The following is a 17,031-nucleotide window of genomic DNA, read 5'->3' as shown; positions in this document are numbered from 1 at the left end:
GTTTTCCCTGATCATGGGGGGTTTATGATTTGCAAAAAAGCATGTATCACTTAGCCAAATCGGTATCATGCTATTATGAACTTAATCGGTTTTCGCCGCAATCTCAACAGCGCATGTGAGGTCGGCGACAAGAGCTAAAAGGGCTAGAATGGAAGGGCTATCAATCAAAGCGCTACTACTAAGCGCCGCACTGTACGCTCCGCTCGGGATTGCCGCCGCTTGCGCAGAAGAAACCGGCGGAATTGCGCCATTTGTGCAAGATAATGGCGACAAGCCGTCCGCTCAGAATGCATCCGGATCGCCATCTGTTTTGACGGTTTTCAATCGCCGCTGGCCAAGCGAAAGCAAAGAATTTGTTGTGGGCGCCGATGGCGTCGTCGCCATCGAGGATAAAAGCGGAAACGAGCCCAAAACGAGTAACCATATTGGCAATATACGGAGCGCCTATGTTTCCACTGGCTCTCTATCAGAGATTACCAATACGGATATTTCTGATCCGAATGAATCGTCCCGTTTCGGTAATTTATCCCTCGATAAACAGGCCGCAATATCCGTACCGGAATGCGGCCCCTCCCCCCTAACGCCTGACGAAATCAAATCACTCGTCGAACAGGCTGCTCGTCGACATCAAGTTGACGTTCTGTTTGCGACGGCAATCACTTGGGCGGAAAGCCAATTCGACCGTTCTCGCAATTCAGACAAGGGCGCTCGCGGTCCGATGCAGCTCATGCCGAAAACCGCTGAGCGTTTCGGCGTCCGCGACGTCTGCGATCCGGCGTCGAATATTGAAGGCGGCGTTAGGTACCTACGTGTACTTTTGGACGAGTTCCAAAACCCGCTTCTTGTTGCCGCCGCTTATAACGCAGGCGAAGGCCGCATCTATGAGTATGGCGGCGTTCCACCCTTCAAGGAAACAGTTGGCTACGTGGCCAAGGTCGTCAATTACCAACTCGGCGTGGCTATGCCAGCGCCGAAAAAGAAGCCCGTTGGCGGCGGTCGGAGATCTTCGCCGGTCATAGCGAGCGAAACTGAATCCGGGGTCATTGCAGTCAAGAAAACCGGCACCTTCGTTGGTGGCGTGATGCATTTTTAAAGGAGAGAAGGATGATCAACGAACAAAATAAGGTTTGGCATATCAGCGCTTCAAAGCTGGCTATTTGCCTTGGTTTGCTGGCCGCGGCGCAAATTGCCGGGGCAGATTTGGCGATGGCACAATCAGGTGGCGTTGGCGGTGCCTTCGCGCCGGTTCAGACCGTGTTCCAAGCTATCGTTGATTTCATTAGCGGCCCTATCGGACGCCTGTTTGCAATCATAGCCGTCATGGCGCTCGGTTTCCTCGCCTTTGCAGGCCGACTGTCTTGGTTTCTTGCAGGCGGTGTCATCCTCGGCATTGGATTGGTTTTCGGCGCTCCGTCAATCGTCGACGAGCTGATCAGCACGGTCGGAAACTAGCGATGGCCGAATACGAGGATGTAAAGCCGCAACTGACCCCGTTGGTGATCGGACTTACCCGATCTCCTACCATGTGGGGTGTTCCGTATATGGCGGTCGTCGTGGTTATCGGGATCACAATCATAGCATGGCTGGTCAGCAAGTCCTTCTGGACGCTGCTGCTGGCCCCGATCAGCTATGTGGTCCTGTTCTCCCTTTGCGCCTGGGACAACAAAATCCTCGATGTTCTCGAAGTCACCGCGCGCAAAACGCCCCGCACACGCAACAAGTCCTTCTGGGGAACTAATTCGTACGGACCATAGCAAATGTTGAAAGTCGTCAGGGAAGAACTCGGATTTGGCAAGGTCGCTCACAATGAGCGGCCTATGGCAACACATATCCCGTATCTGCGGCATCTGTCCGATACTGTGATTGGCTTGGAAAACGGCGCTCTAATGTCGGTCATTAAGCTAGATGGCCTCTTTTTCCAAACGGAAGATCAAGCCGAACTCAATATGCGCTCGAATGTTCAGAATACGATCATTCGAGCGCTTGGATCGAGCCGTTTTTCTGTCTGGTCGACTGTAATTCGCCGACAGGTCGATTCCGAAATTGGTGGCGCTTTCGATGACCCGTTTTGCGATCAACTAAACAGCCGGTATATGAGCCAGTTGCGCCATAAACGCATGTTCGCCAACGAAATTTACCTCTCCATCGTGCGAACCAATATGCGCGGCGCCCTCGGCCTCAGCGACGTGGTAAGCCGTGCTTTCACGCGATCCGGCGGGGCTGAGGTTCGAGATCAGCAAACGCGGGAAATAGTGACCGAGCTCGAAGAGCTCGTCGCCAATATGACCCGTGAGCTGCAAAAGTATGGCGCACGCGAGCTTGGTATCACCTATCGCGATGGGGAGCCATATTCTGAACCGTGCGAATTCATCAACACAATCCTTACCTGCGGTGTACCGCGCAAAATGCGACTGCCGCGGATGGGGATTCGAAATTACGTCGGAACATCACGCCTGCATTTCGGCAAGCGAGCAATGCAAACACAAGCTGCTGTCGATGAGGACAATCGCTTTGGCGCAATGCTCTCCATAAAGGAATATCCGCCGTACACCGGTCCGGGAATGCTGGACGGTCTGCTACAGGTAAATCACGAGTTTATACTGACGCAAAGCTTCACAATCTCGGACAAGCCGATTGCGCAAGAGCGTATTACCCGGCTTCAGCGCCAGATTGCCGCGTCGGATGAATCCGGTAGCGCGGTCGAAAGCGATATCGACTTTGCTCTGAACAGTCTCATGAACCAGGAGGCTGTTTTTGGCATTCACCATTTCTCTTTGCTTTGCCTGTCTCGCGACCTTGACGGTTTGAGCAAGGCAGTTTCCGAGCTCGGTAGCTGCCTGACAGATATGAACATGAACTGGCTGCGGGAGGATATGAATCTTGAAGCGTCCTTCTGGGCGCAATTGCCTGGCAACCACAGCTATCGTGCGCGTAAGGCCATGCTGTCATCGGCTAATTTCTCCGGCCTGTCATCGATGCATAATTTTGCGACCGGGCAATCGGACAATCTTCATTGGGGCTTGCCGATCACGATACTCGAAACCACCTCGCAAACACCATACTGGTTCAATTTTCACCGTCGCGATATTGGCCATTTTTTGGTCACTGGGCCAACTGGCTCCGGCAAGACCGTCGCTCTGACATTCTTGCTGGCCCAGGCAATGCGTGTCAGTCCAACGCCGAAAGCTGTCTTTTTTGACAAAGATAGAGGTGCCGAGATCTTCGTGCGGGCGATGGGAGGAGCTTACGAAGTCCTCTCACCGGGAACACCCACTGGTTTCAACCCGCTTCAGCTGGAAAACTCCGGCCCTAATCGTGATTTTCTGCTTCGCCTTTTGAAATCAATGTTGCGTTCAAGCGATCACCGCGACTTCAGCCAGGAGGACGCAGATACGCTGGAACGGGCGATTGCCCGTATCATGGAAGAGCCTGCAGCGCAGCGCAACTTGCCAAACCTGTCGGGCTTGCTGGTGGGACGTTCGCGTGCGGACGCGAACGACTTGGCGTCAAGGCTACGTCCTTGGATCGACGGCGAAAAAGCATGGCTCTTCAACGCGCAGCATGATGTGCTGTCGTTTTCGGGACGCAGTGTTTTCGGCTTCGATATGACGAGCATTCTCGGCAACGAGGATATTCGGACGCCCGCGCTGATGTACCTCTATCACCGTCTCGATGAGCTCCTGAACGGCGATCCAGTCATGTTCTTCATGGATGAGGGCTGGCAGCTGCTTATGGACGAAACATTCAGTCATTTCATCATCGACAAGATGAAAACCATTCGTAAGCTCAACGGCATTGTCGGCTTCGGAACGCAGTCAGCCGCCGATATTGCCAAAGCCAAAGCGTCTCACACCCTTATCGAGCAGTCGGCCACGAATATTCACTTCCCGAACCCGCGGGCGGATGAAGAGAGCTACATCAAGCGCTTTGGCCTGACAGTTAAAGAATTCAATTTCATCAAAAACACCCCGCCTGAAAAGCGCACCTTCCTCGTCAAACACGGGAATGACTCGGTCATTGCCCGTCTCGATCTCTCAAACATGCCGGACCTCGTCAAAGTGCTGTCTGGTCGAAAAGAGACCGTCGAGGAATGCGCAGCCCTGCGCGAACGATATGGCGATGAGCCTGAAAACTGGTTGGCTGAATTCTGCGGATGGGAGAGGAATGATGCATAAGAAGTCTGCATTATGCATATTTTTGGCGTCAGCAACCATGCCATTGTCGGCGTGGGCTGGTGGCGTTCCTGTCATTGACGGATCTAATTTGTCCGAACGAACGGTCCGGGATCAAAAAACATCGGAAATCGAGAAAACGGATAAAGACCGGTTTTCGCTCAACAAAAGTGTGACCTGCGCTGTCTATCGTCCGGGGCGCAAGGATGATCCCGTTGCAGCCGCCAAAGCCAATCCGGAAATTTCCGGGTTGGTCAAACGAGTGGCACGCGAAGAGGGTGTAGACGAAAATCTATTTCTAGGGCTCGTTTATCAGGAAAGCCGCTTTAATCCATGCGCGAAATCGGGTGTGGGGGCTATCGGTTTGGCACAGTTGATGCCTGATACCGCAAAAGAGTTGGGCGTAGATCCGCATAACATTGAACAGAACCTCCGCGGTGGTGCTCGTTATCTTAAACAGCAGCTCAAGCGTTTTAACGGCAACGCCAACCTCGCCCTTGCAGCGTACAATGCTGGCGCTGGCAACGTTAAAAAATACGGCGGCATTCCACCGTTCAAAGAAACGCAAGGGTACGTCCGGAATATCACGCAGAAATGGACACCGGCGTTCGGTGGGTCAAAGGACCTGCCCATGAATTACGGCGGCGGTGATACAGCATATTCCGGTATGCGGGATTCGACCATCAATTCGATGGCAACGACGCAGGCGACACAGGAAAGTACCGCCAACGTCGCCTCATGGCTTCAACAGCTCGGCGGTATGCAGTCCGGCACAATTCAAGACAGTTGGGATCACAACGCCGGCGCTCGAAATGCAAATCTCGAAATGGTCAACCAGGTGATTGTCCTCGGGAATTCAATGGCCGACCTGCTCAACAGCCGCAATGCAGTTTCAGCCAGTGGCATTTCGGGCGCATCTCAATCGGCTTCGTTCAAGAAGAAAGACGACAAGCCGCGAGAAACGACCGGCGTCTGCGATCCCCGTACCGGTCTCGAATGGAATGCTGAAGAAAAAGCCTGCGTTCAAAAGCGTGAACGCGAGGCGAACATCAAACTCAACCTTGATCCTCAATAAGGGAGACTAACAATGAAACGACTGATCATTTCGGCGTCTGCGATTGCCGTAGCTTCGGCATCGTTCGCTCCCATGGCGGCTTATGCAGGTGGCGTCCCTGTCATCGACGCTGCCAATTATGAAGTGGCCAAGCAAACCTCGGTTACGACCGACAAGATCCTCGGGACAAACAAGGAAATCCTGACGACGGTCGAGGAGACATTGAAGGCCGTTACCGGTGATCGCGGCGGCGATGCGAACCAGATGCAAAACCTGGCCGTCGGGAATGGCTTTAGCGTATCATCAATGCCCTCTTTCGACAGCCTTATGTCCGGCGGGGTGCCAAATTTTGGCAGCATGGGCGGTGACATCGCCAAGGTCGCGTCCACTTTCATCAACGGGCTTCAGCTCGTTAAGAACCTGTCGGGGCAAGCAAATAGCAGCTTTAGCGGAGACAAGTCCTATGAACAGATGGTCAACACTGTGCTTGGTGTCGCCGCACTCGTAAATGGTTCGCAACAGGCGGTAACGACGCGCCGAAGCGCTTTTGAACAGGCCGGGCAGAGTATCGGTCAGGCAAAGGACATTAAAGGTTCCATCGACCAAAACACGCAGCTGCAAGTCCAAGCAGGACTGACCATCAATGAACTGATCGGCGTGATGAACGGTGCCGTGTCGTCATTACAGGCCGATAATCAGCGCCGCCTCACCGACATTTCCAATTCCAAGAAGGTGTTGACGTACAGTGCAAACTAACATCGCTAACAGCTTCCTGAAGTGTTTTATCTTTGCCGCCATTGCAGCCGGCGTTGCCGGCTGCGGAACGGTCAAGGAAAAGACTGCTCCTTGCAAACGTCCCGCAAATCTCACGTCATTTGCCGAAGACATTCGGCAAGACTGTGGACCTATGGCCTTTGTTAATGGCGATCCAGCGACCGCCATTGCTGCGATCAATTCGATAGCGACGGAATAATCGGGGGCCGCTATGCATGATTTCTTGAGCGATCTTTTGGAGAGAATTGATAATTCCGGCGAGAATTTTTCATCGCAGGCTTACAATATTATTGGCTCTGAAATCACGCCGCTGCTCAAGGTGATGTTCATCGCCTATGTTGGATATTACGGTATCCAAGTAATTATGGGGACTTCGCGGATTAGCGTGGCCGAAATTGTTACACGCGTATTCCGCATGGTCTTCATTCTGGCATTAATCAGCAATTGGGGATACTTCAACGATTTTTTCTATAAGTGGCTGAACAATACCCCTGAAGATGTAGGTCGTGCCATCCTGACCGCCACCGGGACGGGAATTACCGAACCGACAAATGGTCTTTCCATGATCTGGAAAACCGCGAATGAGGCGGCTTCCGCGTTTGCCGAGCAATCGGGCTATTTTTCCGTTTTGCCTTCTATGGTTGGCTTTCTCATCATGGCCTGCGTGGCAATCTTCATCGCAGTTGCCCTCGCAATTCTCGTATTAGCCAAGGTGATGTTATGGGTTCTGATCGGAACCGCACCGATTTTTATCGCCTGCATGTTGTTTGAACAATCGCGCAGCCTTGGACAGGCGTGGTTCCAACAGGTTCTTCTATACGCACTGATCCCGTTATTCGTGTTTGTCGTCGCCGCTTTCCTTATCGCCGCAATGGACCCTGAACTGACGAAGGTATCCGCTGCCGCTACAGAGCGACGCCTTACCCTCAGTGATATTTCAGCCTTCCTTCTGCTTTGTTTCGCCGGGGCATTTGTTCTGTTGAACATCCAGGTCCTTGCTCAAGGCATTGCAGGAGGCTTAGCCGTTGGTATCGGCGCCGCCGCCACACGGATCGCTCGCATGACCGGTGTCACCGCTCCAATGCAGATTGCGCGAGCTGGCTTCAAGGGGATCGGCGCGAGCTACCGAGGTGGACGCTCACTTTACAATCGTTTTGGCGGCGGCGGCGGGGGCTCGATTTCCCCGACAAGCCAAGGCGCAAAAGAAGCAATGCAAAACCGAATAAGCAGCAACAGCCTGCCTCGCTGAGGCTGCAGGTTCATAAGAGGTAAAGGGCTAGATCATGACTGATTCCAAAGAAGCTGCATTGAGAACTTATTTTCAGGACGGTGATCGTTGGGAGAACGAAATCGTCCGGAAAGCAAAACGTTCAAAAGCCGTGGCATGGTTCGTAACCATCATATTCGGGCTCGTCGCTCTTTTCGCATTGCTCGCGCTCGTTATGCTGGTTCCGCTAAAATCTTTCGAGCCTGTGATTGTCGTCGTAGACAAGGCTACCGGCTACATCGAAACCAAAAGCGGACTGACAAAAGCGCAAAATCTGACCGATTCACGCGCAATCACGCAAGCCAACGTCGTTCGGTATATCAGGACGCGCGAAGGCTATGATCCTTACGCGATCGATACAAATTTTGGCACGGCGGCACTATTGTCGACAGGAGATGCCGCTCGCGAATTGCAAGAGCAATATAGCGCCGCGAATCCGAACAATCCGGCGAAGGTCTACGGGAAAAACAAGCGTGTGCTTGTCGATGTGAAGTCTGTCACCTTCCCCAACGATTCAACCGCTCTTGTTCGTTTCTCAACCACTGAAAAGTCCGATACCGATGCCATTACCAGACACTACATAGCTGTCGTGCGCTATCGCTACACGGACGAACCCGCCACAAACGAATGGCGGTTTGAAAATCCCCTCGGCTTCCAGGTTTATAATTACAGGCGTGATCAGGAAACCGTCACGGAAGGGAGCAAGGGATGAAAAACCGCTTCCTACTTGCGGCGGCGTTTTCCGCCGCCATCCTTTCGCACGCCCACGCAGCACAGACGCCAAGGGCTGGATCGCTCGATTCACGTGTGACCAGTGTCGTCTACCAGCCTAACAATGTCGTCAAAATTTCCGCGACGTATGGCATATCGACAATGATCATCTTCGATGAAGATGAAAAATTTGAGACCATTTCACTCGGCGATACAGAGAGCTGGCAGGTTGCTCCAACCGAAAAAGGCAACATTCTGTTTGTGAAGCCGACGGCTAAGAACGTCGTTACAAACATGAACGTTGTCACGACCAAGCGCATCTATTTTTTGGAACTGCACGATTATGCACCCGATGCGGGCAAGAAAGTCTTTGGCGTCCGTTTCATTTACCCCGAGAAGGATTTGAATGCAGCGATGCGCAAAGAGGCTGAATATCGCGCTGCCAACCCGAATATCTCTAAAATCGACAAGGCAAACGTCAATATCGACTATTCCTTTACGGGCGATACGAAACTGAAGCCGTCAATGGTTTTCGATGACGGCAAGAAAACCTTCTTCAAATTCACTGGTCGGACGCCAGCAATCTTTGCAGTAAACAGCGATTTTTCCGAAACATTGCGCAACTTCCGCAAGGAAGGCGAATATCTGGTCGTGGATGGAACGGCAACTCAATACACCCTCCGCGACGGTGATCAGTGGATCTGCATCTTCAACCTTAGAAAGCCGGATTTTGGCGCACCCGATCCCGACATCATGGGTCCTGCGCCTGATCAAGTGGCAACCAAGCGGAGAAGGAGCGGCAACTGATGAAACAGTCTCCCGAACTAGAAGCACTGGCGTCTGCCGATGACGCCGGAGTCAGCAACAAGAATGCAAAGCGGAATCAGACGGCTGCGATGGCCCTATTTCTGCTGGCCGGTGTAGCTATGGCTTATTTCGTTCTCAAACAGCCTTCCGAGAAGCCGCGCGATCTTGTGCGCGGTGACGAGGAGTTCAGCACCACGTCGTTCAGACCGCCGTCTTTCGTGCGCGACCAGGATCAGCCTCCTGCTGCGCCCGAGCCCAACATCATAAATATCCCGCCGCCTCCACCGCCACCGGAGCCGGAGAAAGTCGACACCACGACGTTTAATGTCCCTCCCCCGCCTCCGCCGACGGTCGCAGTGAAGGAACCCGATCAGGCACCCACGCCGGAGATCGTTGAAGAATTTCCAGACCGGTTCAAATCCAAACTTATTCAGATGGATCAAGCGCGATCAGGCGGAGCAAATGGGGGACTTGGTGGCGATAGTGGCGAAGGAACACCGACTGTTGCTGGCGAAGACAGAAACAGCAAGTTTCTAGCAACGGCCTCGGCAATGGCCGACCGTAATGCCAAGGCTACGAAAATCAAGCGCATCGACGCGGTTGTGCCGGAAGGCACGATGATACCCGGTATTCTCGAAACCTCGATTGTAAGCGATCTACCAGGCCAGGTTCGCGCCATCACGTCAGAAGACGTCTACAGTTTTGATGGTCGTCGCATTCTGATTCCGACCGGCACCCGCCTCATTGGTGAATATCAAAGCGACGTCATGACAGGCCAGACCCGCGTTTTCGTAGTCTGGACACGCTTGCTTAGAGATGATGGTGTAAGCGTGCGCCTGAACTCCGTGGGAACCGACAGCCTTGGCCGTTCCGGCCTGACCGGCATCGTCGACAAAAAATGGCGTGAAAGGTTCGGCGCGTCCATCATGTTGTCTGTGGTGGGCGCGGGCGCTAGCTATCTGACTGGTTTCGGCAGCGGGGAAGCCTTCGGTCGTAACAACGATGATGCGAAACGGGGTGAAGAACTAGCCCGCGAAACAATCGCCGAAACATTCTCTCAAATGGCAAATACCGCTCTGAGCGAGAACTTGCGTATCAAACCAACAATCAGCGTCCATCAAGGCGAACGTATCTTCATATTCGTGCGTCAGGACCTCGATTTTTCGGCCATGTACGACGATCCCGTAACAGAAGCGATGAAGGAAATTCAACGTGAACGCAGGGGCAAATAGTGCGGCAGCAGCCACACAAAGCAGATATTACTTTTTAGATCGAGCACTTGAGCCGCTGCGGCCATTTCTCAACGATCCAAAAGTCGTGGAAATAGCTGTCAACAAACCAGGTCACGTCTATATCGAGCGACTTGGTGCCGATCACATGGAGTTCCACGAGGTTCATGCGCTTTCATCGGCGGAGATTCAGAATATCGGTGAGCGCGTTGCGGGTGCGACTGATCAGTTTATCAGTAAATCCGCGCCAATCCTGAGCGCAGCGCTTCCGACTGGCGAGCGCATTCAGGTGGTTCTTCCACCTGCTGCACCGGATGGCGGCTCGATATCGATCCGCAAGCAGGTCGTTAGCAATTTCAGCTTGGAAGAATACAGGGATAGCGGTTCGCTGGACAAGGTTTCCGTGGCTGTTGGTGGGCTTAGTGATATTGACCGACTGCTGATCGAGCATCTGAAGCAAAACAGAATTTTCGATTTCATCAACACGGCCATTACGCAACGGGTTTCGATCCTGATTAGCGGCGGTACATCATCGGGAAAGACTACCTTTCTGAATGCCTGCCTGAAATCTGTCCATCCAAAGGAACGAATTATCACGCTGGAAGACACCCGCGAGCTGTTACCGCCCCAGGAGAACCGCGTTCATCTGGTAGCCTCGAAAGGCGGACAGGGCACGGCTGACGTTACAATTCAGCACTTGCTTGAATCGTCCCTTCGTATGCGTCCTGACCGTCTGTTCGTTGGTGAGATCCGCGGAGCTGAAGCGTTTTCATTTCTTCGTGCCATTAACACCGGTCATCCAGGTTCTATGTCGACTGTTCATGCTGATACTCCGCAAGGAGCCTATGAACAGCTTGCCATGATGATGCAACAAGCCGGGCTTTCAGGCGGATATTCGAAGCATGACCTCATGTCGTACATTCGAATGGTCATCCCCATTGTCATCCAGTTGCGCCGAGACGGCGGAAAACGAGGCGTATCGGAGATATTTTTTGCGCGAAACGAGGAGCCATGAGCAAGGGATACAAAGCGGTTTATCTAATATTCTGTGCTGGCATCGCATTCTTGGTCTGGACCTTGGCTTATGGAGTCGTACTCGGAGTCATTTATAAAGACAGCCGAATTTTGAATATTACCATCACCGAGAATCCTTTTGCTCCGCTTCAGCAAGTCTGGGCCTATGCGTCCAACTCAACACTGCAGCGCGTTGCCATCGGGGCCCTATTGCCTGCCATCGCAGCCGCGGTCTTTGCGGGCTATCTTGGTCTCAGAAGCTACGAAAACCCCTTGGGCGATGCAGCTTTTCAGGACGTCATGGGCCTTCGTCGCGGCAAGTGGTTCCGCAAGAAAGGGCATATATTCGGTCGGTTCGGCCGAAATGTGCTGCGAGCGGCCGACAGTCGCCATCATCTGATTATCGGCCCTACACGATCGGGAAAAGGAGCGGGTTATGTCATTCCAAACGCTCTCATGCATGAAGGGTCAATGATCGTATCCGACTTGAAGGGCGAAATTTTCAAAGCGACAGCAGGGTATCGCAAGAAGAACGGTAGCCAGGTTTTCCTCTTTGCCCCCGGCTCTGAAACGACAAATCGATATAACCCTCTCGATTTTGTGCGCCCCGAGCGGGGTAATCGCACCACGGATATACAAAATATCGCCAGCATTCTCGTCCCTGAGAATCTAGGCTCTGAAAATTCAGTCTGGCAGGGCTTGGCACAACAAGTCGTAGCCGGGATTATCAGCTATGTTCTGGAGAGCCCCTATTATCACGGACGGCGCAACCTCGGCGAAGTCGTTTCCTTCGTGAACAGTGGTGTTGATCTTCAGGCGCAGATCAAGTTCATCAAGGAAAAAGAGCCGAACCTTTCAAAATATACGGTCGAAAGCTTTAACGCATTTCTTGCATTGTCAGAGCGGGCGGCGGCATCCGCGCTACTGGATATCCAGAACGCGCTTAGACCCTTCCGAAATGAACGTATTGTAGCCGCGACAGAAGTGACCGACATGGATATCGCCGCCATGAAACGGCGGCCTATCTCCATTTATCTCGCACCCAATATTACCGATATTACGATCCTGCGCCCACTTCTCACTTTGTTCGTGCAGCAGGTCATGAACATTCTGACTCTGGAACACGATCCCAATTCTCTTCCCGTCTATTTTTTGCTGGATGAATTTCGACAGCTTAAAAAGATGGATGAGATTATGACGAAGCTTCCCTATGTGGCTGGTTATAATATCAAGCTAGCTATCATTATTCAGGATCTCAAGAATCTCGACGAGATTTATGGCGAGACTTCCCGTCACTCCCTTCTCGGCAACTGTGGTTATCAGCTGGTGCTAGGTGCCAATGATCAGGCCACGGCGGAATATGCATCCCGTGCACTCGGAAAAAGAACCATCCGTTACAAGTCGGAATCCCGCACCATCGAGATTCTCGGTTTACCTCGGCGCACAAAAGTTGAGCAAATCCGAGAACGCGATTTGATGATGCCGCAAGAAGTGCGGCAAATGCCAGAAAACAAGATGATCTTGCTCGTTGAAGGACAACGACCGATCTATGGCGACAAGCTGCGATTTTTCAACACCCAACCCTTTAAATCCGCTGAAGCTTATTCGCAATCGCACGTTCCTGATGTGCCTACGATTGAATATCTACCTCATAGGCCAGTTCCAGCACTGACGAGCGAATACGCGAGTGACGGGCAACAGGCCATTGAGCACACAATTACGCCCCTGCCCTCTCGTCCTCAAAAGCATGAGGAACCTCCACATGAAGCGGGCGCAAACAATTCTCCGTCAATTCCTAACGCTGATGACAGCAAAAAAACAAATAGCAGAACGGTCAATCTGAGCGTCAAATTACCTTCAACAGGCAGTGAAACGAAGTCGGCAATTCCTCCCGCTGATATCCATGATCGAATTGAAGAAGTCGAAGCGCAGCTTAAACCGAGCGCAGAACGATTATTGAAGGCTGTGAATGAAAAAGTCGAAGCCTCGGGGGCATCCCCTCGAAAGCGAAAAAGTTATCTGGACATATTCAATGCTACTGTGCCAGACCCGGAAGATATCGGCCTGATGACCAATTCTAACTAACTCTTACGAAAAAGCCGGGTCGCAAAAGCGCCCGGCTGATTTTTCATTCTCTTTACCGTCAAAACGGCAAAAATCCTCCAAGGAAACTGATCACATCAGTTATCCATGCAACGGCTGCGTTGAACCAGTCTCTCACGACAGTAGCAACGTACACGATCGCAACCAAACCAAGGACGAGCCAGAATAAGATTGCAAAAAATTTTGCAAAAGCGTCGTCAGCCTTCGGATCGGGAGGTGAATTATAGATGTAATCGTGCCGCATCGTCCTTTAACGCTCGTGTTCGTCGCGTTCCTTCTTTTGCTGCTGCTCGTGCTCTAGTTCCTGCAATCGCGGAACCTGTTGTTGCGGAGGATCTGTACGGGCTGTCTCTCCATCCCGTACGACCGCCTTTGCTTCCATACTAACCCGATTATCGAGTTGTTTGGAACCTTCAACTTTTTCATCTGTCCGATCCCGCTCCTCAAGCACGTTCGCCTCCCATGCCCGGCGATCAACCATTTGTTCAACGCGATGCTTCTGACCGTCGATCTCCTGTATGACGGTTTTCAGGACGCGTTCCGTACCAGTGGACCGCAAATGAATTTCATCGCCGATATCAGCGCCGGCGCGATGCAACGCATCGGGCAATCCGACACCCCAGACCGTGCGATTGCCATTGGCGGTTTCAATAACGACGAACGGCGAAGGCTCGTTCTTTTCATTATCCTGATAGGGCTTCTCTCCTGTCTCGACGAGGATACCCTGAACACCCTCCTTATAGTCGACGGGTTTGGTGTGCGGCGTGCCGGAATTATCTGCATTCTGTTGCTCTTTATCGACCTTGCTCGACTGATCCGAACCTGCAGATTGCTCCTGATCCCGGTGAGCCGCATCCAGTGCCCTGCCCTCGATCGGAATAATTTCATTACGCAAATAGGACTGCTCCCGGCGAGCCAGATCTTGCCAATCCAGTTCGGTCGGCTGATAGCCCTTGACCGAAATTCCGTGCGCCTGGCCCTCTAGCCAAGTTTCACGGCGGAACTCCTTGCTCCCCGTTATCTCGATGCTCGTCCAGCCTCGATGCGCTGCTGTTTCGATCATCAATCGAACGCCCTGAGCATCGAACGATTTTGCGCGCAGCTTCTCTCCATTGTCCTGGAACACTTCGCGCTCACCCTTTGAATCGGCAAAGACTCGCTGCGTCCCGCCGTGATCCTCACGAATATAATATCGGCTCGTGATTTCACTCGGGAATGAACGATCCATTTCGGCCTGATAAGATGCTGCCGCAGCTTTCTCCTCGTTATCCATGCTCGAACGAGGTTCGTTGGCATTATCTGCCGATGGCCGACCCTGCTCTGCTTCCGCGACAACATGCGCTGGCTTTGCAATTTCGGAATCGGGTTCCCGAGAAATCTGCATCGACGAGCTATCCTGCTCGCTTTCACGCGATGGGGTTTCGACGCTCAATCCACGCTGTTCCGTCAATTCCATATGCTCGCGCATTAGATTGACATGCTCGCGCGTATACTGCGCTACCTGATCCAGATCGGCTTTCTCCTCCGGTCCGAGATTGCGGCCTAGCCGGAACAAAGCTGTTTCAACTTCTTTCTCATATGCCTCAAAATCGCTTCTCGACATTTCGCGCACTTTGTCACCCTCCAATATGATGTTTTGCAACTTTACCAAATTGGTGCGGTAATGTGACCCGAAATCTGCATGAACGATGTTAGAAGTTTTAGCTTCAGATTGAAGCGAACTGGTTGATACAACTATATCTCTTTGCTGTATGGCGTATGAGGCAATCTGGCGATCGCCGCTAGCCATTGCGATTTTCTCCCAACTCTGTGTTACCTTTACGGTATATTCACGGCTGCGCACACTTCGCGCCACGCTACGCCGACCTGACCGCTTGGCATCATAACGCGACTGAGCTGCCGCACTCGTCCCCTCATGTTCCGTTCGTCCATCGCAACTAACCGGCCGCACCTGATTGCGCGTGTAGGCTGGAGCATTTGCAAACTCGCGCCTGTCCGTCATTTCCATAGCGATTCCGTGCTCGCGCGCCTTTTCAGCCATAAGCTCACGCCATTGGCGAAAAACCTGTGGCGAGGTTTCCACCCGATCACCGGCATCCGAACGCATAGCGATAATGGCATGAGCATGTATATGCGGTCGCTTTCCGCCCTGCCCCATCTCCTTCGGGTCGCTGAACGGATCATGCATCGCAAATATGTAGCGATGCCCTTGGAACTGCGCGGCCAGAAAATCCCGAACAGCACTTTCAAAAGCCTGAACGTTGGTGCCAGCTTTGGCAGACATGATGACATGCATCACATCCCTGCCCTTGCGGCTGTGCAACTCCCGACGCCACTGCTTTTGCACCAGGTCGCCGGCGGAACGCGCATCTGAGACAACGCGCCCCTTGTGATCACGAACGTCGCCCTTATGATCCTCGACCAGACTTCTCAGCTTGGCGGCGCCATATTCAACGCCATTTCCATACCCGGTAAAACGGAACCGCGCCCTCCCGAGCTCGGACGCTGCGCTTTCGTTGTAACGCCTCTGAATAATGTCCGCCGCCTTCGAGTCGCCGGTCAACCGCTCCCCTTCCATGCTGCGCAACACCACCACACCTTCAACCTTTAAAACGCCATGTGATGGTTGCGAAACGGCATAAGCAAAGCTGCGATTACCGAATGCGCTAGCCAGGCTATCGCGCACGTGCTGGTGCAAAGCTTCTTCTGTTGCGAACCCGGCAGCTTCGATCGTCACCCGGAAAGTTCCAATATCCCTGCTCTCAGCCCGATTTTGAAACAATGGCTCCCAATCACCGCGCAACCGTGCCAGCTCCTCGCGACCCTGAAGGCGTTCACCGTTTTCCTTTTCGACGCAAATTTCTCCGCTGCGCGATACGTAATTGACCATCGCGCCGAACCGCGCACCGCCACCATACGACGCCATCTTGACTACAGCCGGTTGACTACCTGCTGCCACTGCGGCCAAACGTGTTTCCATCGACCTCGCGATAGCAACCTGTTTGTTTGACGCACTGCCTGCGCTTGTCAGCGCTCTTGAGGAGGGCCTGCGCATTTTAGGCACTGAACCACTACCTGCTGCAGCGGCGCCACCTGCGATCTGTAATTCACGCAATCTGCGGCGCATTTCTTCCTCGGCGCTGCTTGCAGCACTCGAACCAAGTGAAAGCTCATGCAGCATCGCCGCACGGCGCTGCTCCCATTCGCTCTCAAAGGCCCCGAGAAAGAATTCCATGGTCGCTATTCCTTGCTGCGGTGTCTGTATCCCGACCGCTTGGTGACGCGCCTCAATTCACTGAGAACCGCAACCTGCATCTTTTGCACGTCACCCACCACCATACGGATTTCGCCATCCGAAACCGATTTGCCGCTATTCAGTGCTCGAGCAACCTGATTGAGATTGATGCCAATCATGCGCATATCCTCAAGCATGAGAGACAAAAGCGCCCTGTCTTCGTCATTGAAGATTGGCTTTGTCCCCGCCCCTTGCAGCAATACGGCCTTGAAAAATGCGCTCATCGTCATGTCAACCGCCTTCGCGGCGTCGTCGATCGCGTCATATTCGTCCGCCGAAACACGGCTATGAATGGTTTGCGGCTTGGGTTTTGCGACCTTCATAGCCTCTGAAATTGCTTCATCCATAAGCGTTGTTAGCTCCAATTCAGCGCAGCAATCGACAATCGCGGACGTGTTTCGCGATTCAACACGAAAATTGTAGCACATTTTTCCGTATCCTGCCTAACCAATTACAACGCGACTAATCAATATTCGTCTAACTTGGCCTCGCTCCGCTTACCCCTTACGCCGAGGCTACGCCCCGGCGTTTCAAAGGAAACACGCTCACCAAGGTTCACCTCCAGACCGCTTTATCGCCTTTGTGCACCCCTCGTACTCGCCAGC

Annotated in this window: 15 protein-coding genes; 13 read left to right on the top strand and 2 right to left on the bottom strand. The window is 52.9% G+C overall.

The genetic code is table 11. The features are described 5' to 3' along the window. Positions 1-115: 115 nt before the first annotated feature. The 13 genes from OANT_RS23515 to OANT_RS23455 are packed head-to-tail and all read left to right on the top strand — an operon-like array spanning position 116 to position 13,113. Complete coding sequence (locus OANT_RS23515; RefSeq protein ID WP_235823050.1) at positions 116-1,093, top strand: lytic transglycosylase domain-containing protein; 978 nt, start codon at positions 116-118, stop codon at positions 1,091-1,093. 11 nt (positions 1,094-1,104) lie between these two features. After that, positions 1,105-1,452 carry a TrbC/VirB2 family type IV secretion system protein gene (locus OANT_RS23510; protein ID WP_011982848.1) on the top strand — a complete coding sequence of 116 codons (348 nt, stop codon included), beginning with the start codon at positions 1,105-1,107 and terminating at the stop codon, positions 1,450-1,452. Between the two features lie 2 nt (positions 1,453-1,454). Continuing rightward, positions 1,455-1,754 (top strand): VirB3 family type IV secretion system protein, encoded by a 300-nt coding sequence (locus OANT_RS23505; protein ID WP_011982849.1) that lies wholly within the window; start codon positions 1,455-1,457, stop codon positions 1,752-1,754. A 3-nt stretch (positions 1,755-1,757) separates the two neighbouring features. After that, positions 1,758-4,175 carry a VirB4 family type IV secretion/conjugal transfer ATPase gene (locus tag OANT_RS23500; protein ID WP_011982850.1) on the top strand — a complete coding sequence of 806 codons (2,418 nt, stop codon included), beginning with the start codon at positions 1,758-1,760 and terminating at the stop codon, positions 4,173-4,175. Continuing rightward, a complete protein-coding gene (locus OANT_RS23495; RefSeq protein WP_373366460.1) occupies positions 4,168-5,247 on the top strand; it encodes a lytic transglycosylase domain-containing protein in 1,080 nt (359 codons plus the stop codon). The genes OANT_RS23500 and OANT_RS23495 overlap by 8 nt, the downstream gene beginning before the upstream one ends. Before the next feature lie 12 nt (positions 5,248-5,259). Continuing rightward, positions 5,260-5,982 (top strand): type IV secretion system protein, encoded by a 723-nt coding sequence (locus OANT_RS23490; RefSeq protein WP_011982852.1) that lies wholly within the window; start codon positions 5,260-5,262, stop codon positions 5,980-5,982. 1 nt (position 5,983) lies between these two features. After that, on the top strand, positions 5,984-6,199 hold the full coding sequence (locus OANT_RS27280; RefSeq protein WP_049768468.1) for a hypothetical protein: 216 nt from the start codon (positions 5,984-5,986) through the stop codon (positions 6,197-6,199). Positions 6,200-6,211: 12 nt separating this feature from the next. Next, positions 6,212-7,249 carry a TrbL/VirB6 family protein gene (locus tag OANT_RS23480; protein ID WP_011982853.1) on the top strand — a complete coding sequence of 346 codons (1,038 nt, stop codon included), beginning with the start codon at positions 6,212-6,214 and terminating at the stop codon, positions 7,247-7,249. Positions 7,250-7,283: 34 nt separating this feature from the next. Continuing rightward, positions 7,284-7,979 (top strand): VirB8 family type IV secretion system protein, encoded by a 696-nt coding sequence (locus tag OANT_RS23475; RefSeq protein ID WP_011982854.1) that lies wholly within the window; start codon positions 7,284-7,286, stop codon positions 7,977-7,979. Beyond that, on the top strand, positions 7,976-8,785 hold the full coding sequence (locus tag OANT_RS23470) for a TrbG/VirB9 family P-type conjugative transfer protein (protein ID WP_011982855.1): 810 nt from the start codon (positions 7,976-7,978) through the stop codon (positions 8,783-8,785). Before OANT_RS23475 ends, OANT_RS23470 begins: the two co-directional genes overlap by 4 nt. Next, positions 8,785-10,017, top strand: coding sequence for a type IV secretion system protein VirB10 (gene virB10 / locus OANT_RS23465; protein WP_011982856.1), 1,233 nt, complete (start codon positions 8,785-8,787; stop codon positions 10,015-10,017). Before OANT_RS23470 ends, virB10 begins: the two co-directional genes overlap by 1 nt. Next, positions 9,998-11,029 carry a P-type DNA transfer ATPase VirB11 gene (gene virB11, locus OANT_RS23460; protein ID WP_011982857.1) on the top strand — a complete coding sequence of 344 codons (1,032 nt, stop codon included), beginning with the start codon at positions 9,998-10,000 and terminating at the stop codon, positions 11,027-11,029. The genes virB10 and virB11 overlap by 20 nt, the downstream gene beginning before the upstream one ends. Continuing rightward, positions 11,026-13,113: a type IV secretory system conjugative DNA transfer family protein gene (locus tag OANT_RS23455; RefSeq protein ID WP_011982858.1), complete on the top strand. Its 2,088-nt coding sequence runs from the start codon at positions 11,026-11,028 to the stop codon at positions 13,111-13,113. The genes virB11 and OANT_RS23455 overlap by 4 nt, the downstream gene beginning before the upstream one ends. Before the next feature lie 268 nt (positions 13,114-13,381). Here the strand turns inward: OANT_RS23455 and OANT_RS27375 are convergent, their stop codons facing one another. Further along, positions 13,382-16,366, bottom strand: coding sequence for an LPD7 domain-containing protein (locus tag OANT_RS27375; protein WP_011982859.1), 2,985 nt, complete (start codon positions 16,364-16,366; stop codon positions 13,382-13,384). 5 nt (positions 16,367-16,371) lie between these two features. Beyond that, on the bottom strand, positions 16,372-16,773 hold the full coding sequence (locus OANT_RS23440; protein ID WP_041545814.1) for a plasmid mobilization protein: 402 nt from the start codon (positions 16,771-16,773) through the stop codon (positions 16,372-16,374). Between the last annotated feature and the right edge of the window lie 258 nt (positions 16,774-17,031).

The sequence above is a fragment of the Brucella anthropi ATCC 49188 genome (genome assembly GCF_000017405.1).
GTDB classification, from domain to species: Bacteria; Pseudomonadota; Alphaproteobacteria; order Rhizobiales; family Rhizobiaceae; genus Brucella; species Brucella anthropi.
The sequence above is the reverse complement of the archived record's forward strand: the minus strand, read 5'-3'. Positions and strand labels throughout refer to the sequence as shown.

What these genes read in the sequence shown, in the direction of transcription:
- virB10 (WP_011982856.1), top strand. Translation starts at nt 8,785, where the DNA reads ATGAAACAGTCTCCCGAACTAGAAGCACTGGCGTCTGCCGATGACGCC.
- OANT_RS23505 (WP_011982849.1), top strand. Translation starts at nt 1,455, where the DNA reads ATGGCCGAATACGAGGATGTAAAGCCGCAACTGACCCCGTTGGTGATC.
- OANT_RS23475 (WP_011982854.1), top strand. Translation starts at nt 7,284, where the DNA reads ATGACTGATTCCAAAGAAGCTGCATTGAGAACTTATTTTCAGGACGGT.
- OANT_RS23480 (WP_011982853.1), top strand. Translation starts at nt 6,212, where the DNA reads ATGCATGATTTCTTGAGCGATCTTTTGGAGAGAATTGATAATTCCGGC.
- OANT_RS23455 (WP_011982858.1), top strand. Translation starts at nt 11,026, where the DNA reads ATGAGCAAGGGATACAAAGCGGTTTATCTAATATTCTGTGCTGGCATC.
- OANT_RS23470 (WP_011982855.1), top strand. Translation starts at nt 7,976, where the DNA reads ATGAAAAACCGCTTCCTACTTGCGGCGGCGTTTTCCGCCGCCATCCTT.
- OANT_RS23500 (WP_011982850.1), top strand. Translation starts at nt 1,758, where the DNA reads ATGTTGAAAGTCGTCAGGGAAGAACTCGGATTTGGCAAGGTCGCTCAC.
- OANT_RS23510 (WP_011982848.1), top strand. Translation starts at nt 1,105, where the DNA reads ATGATCAACGAACAAAATAAGGTTTGGCATATCAGCGCTTCAAAGCTG.
- OANT_RS23495 (WP_373366460.1), top strand. Translation starts at nt 4,168, where the DNA reads ATGCATAAGAAGTCTGCATTATGCATATTTTTGGCGTCAGCAACCATG.
- OANT_RS23440 (WP_041545814.1), bottom strand. Translation starts at nt 16,773, where the DNA reads ATGGATGAAGCAATTTCAGAGGCTATGAAGGTCGCAAAACCCAAGCCG.
- OANT_RS23490 (WP_011982852.1), top strand. Translation starts at nt 5,260, where the DNA reads ATGAAACGACTGATCATTTCGGCGTCTGCGATTGCCGTAGCTTCGGCA.
- OANT_RS27375 (WP_011982859.1), bottom strand. Translation starts at nt 16,366, where the DNA reads ATGGAATTCTTTCTCGGGGCCTTTGAGAGCGAATGGGAGCAGCGCCGT.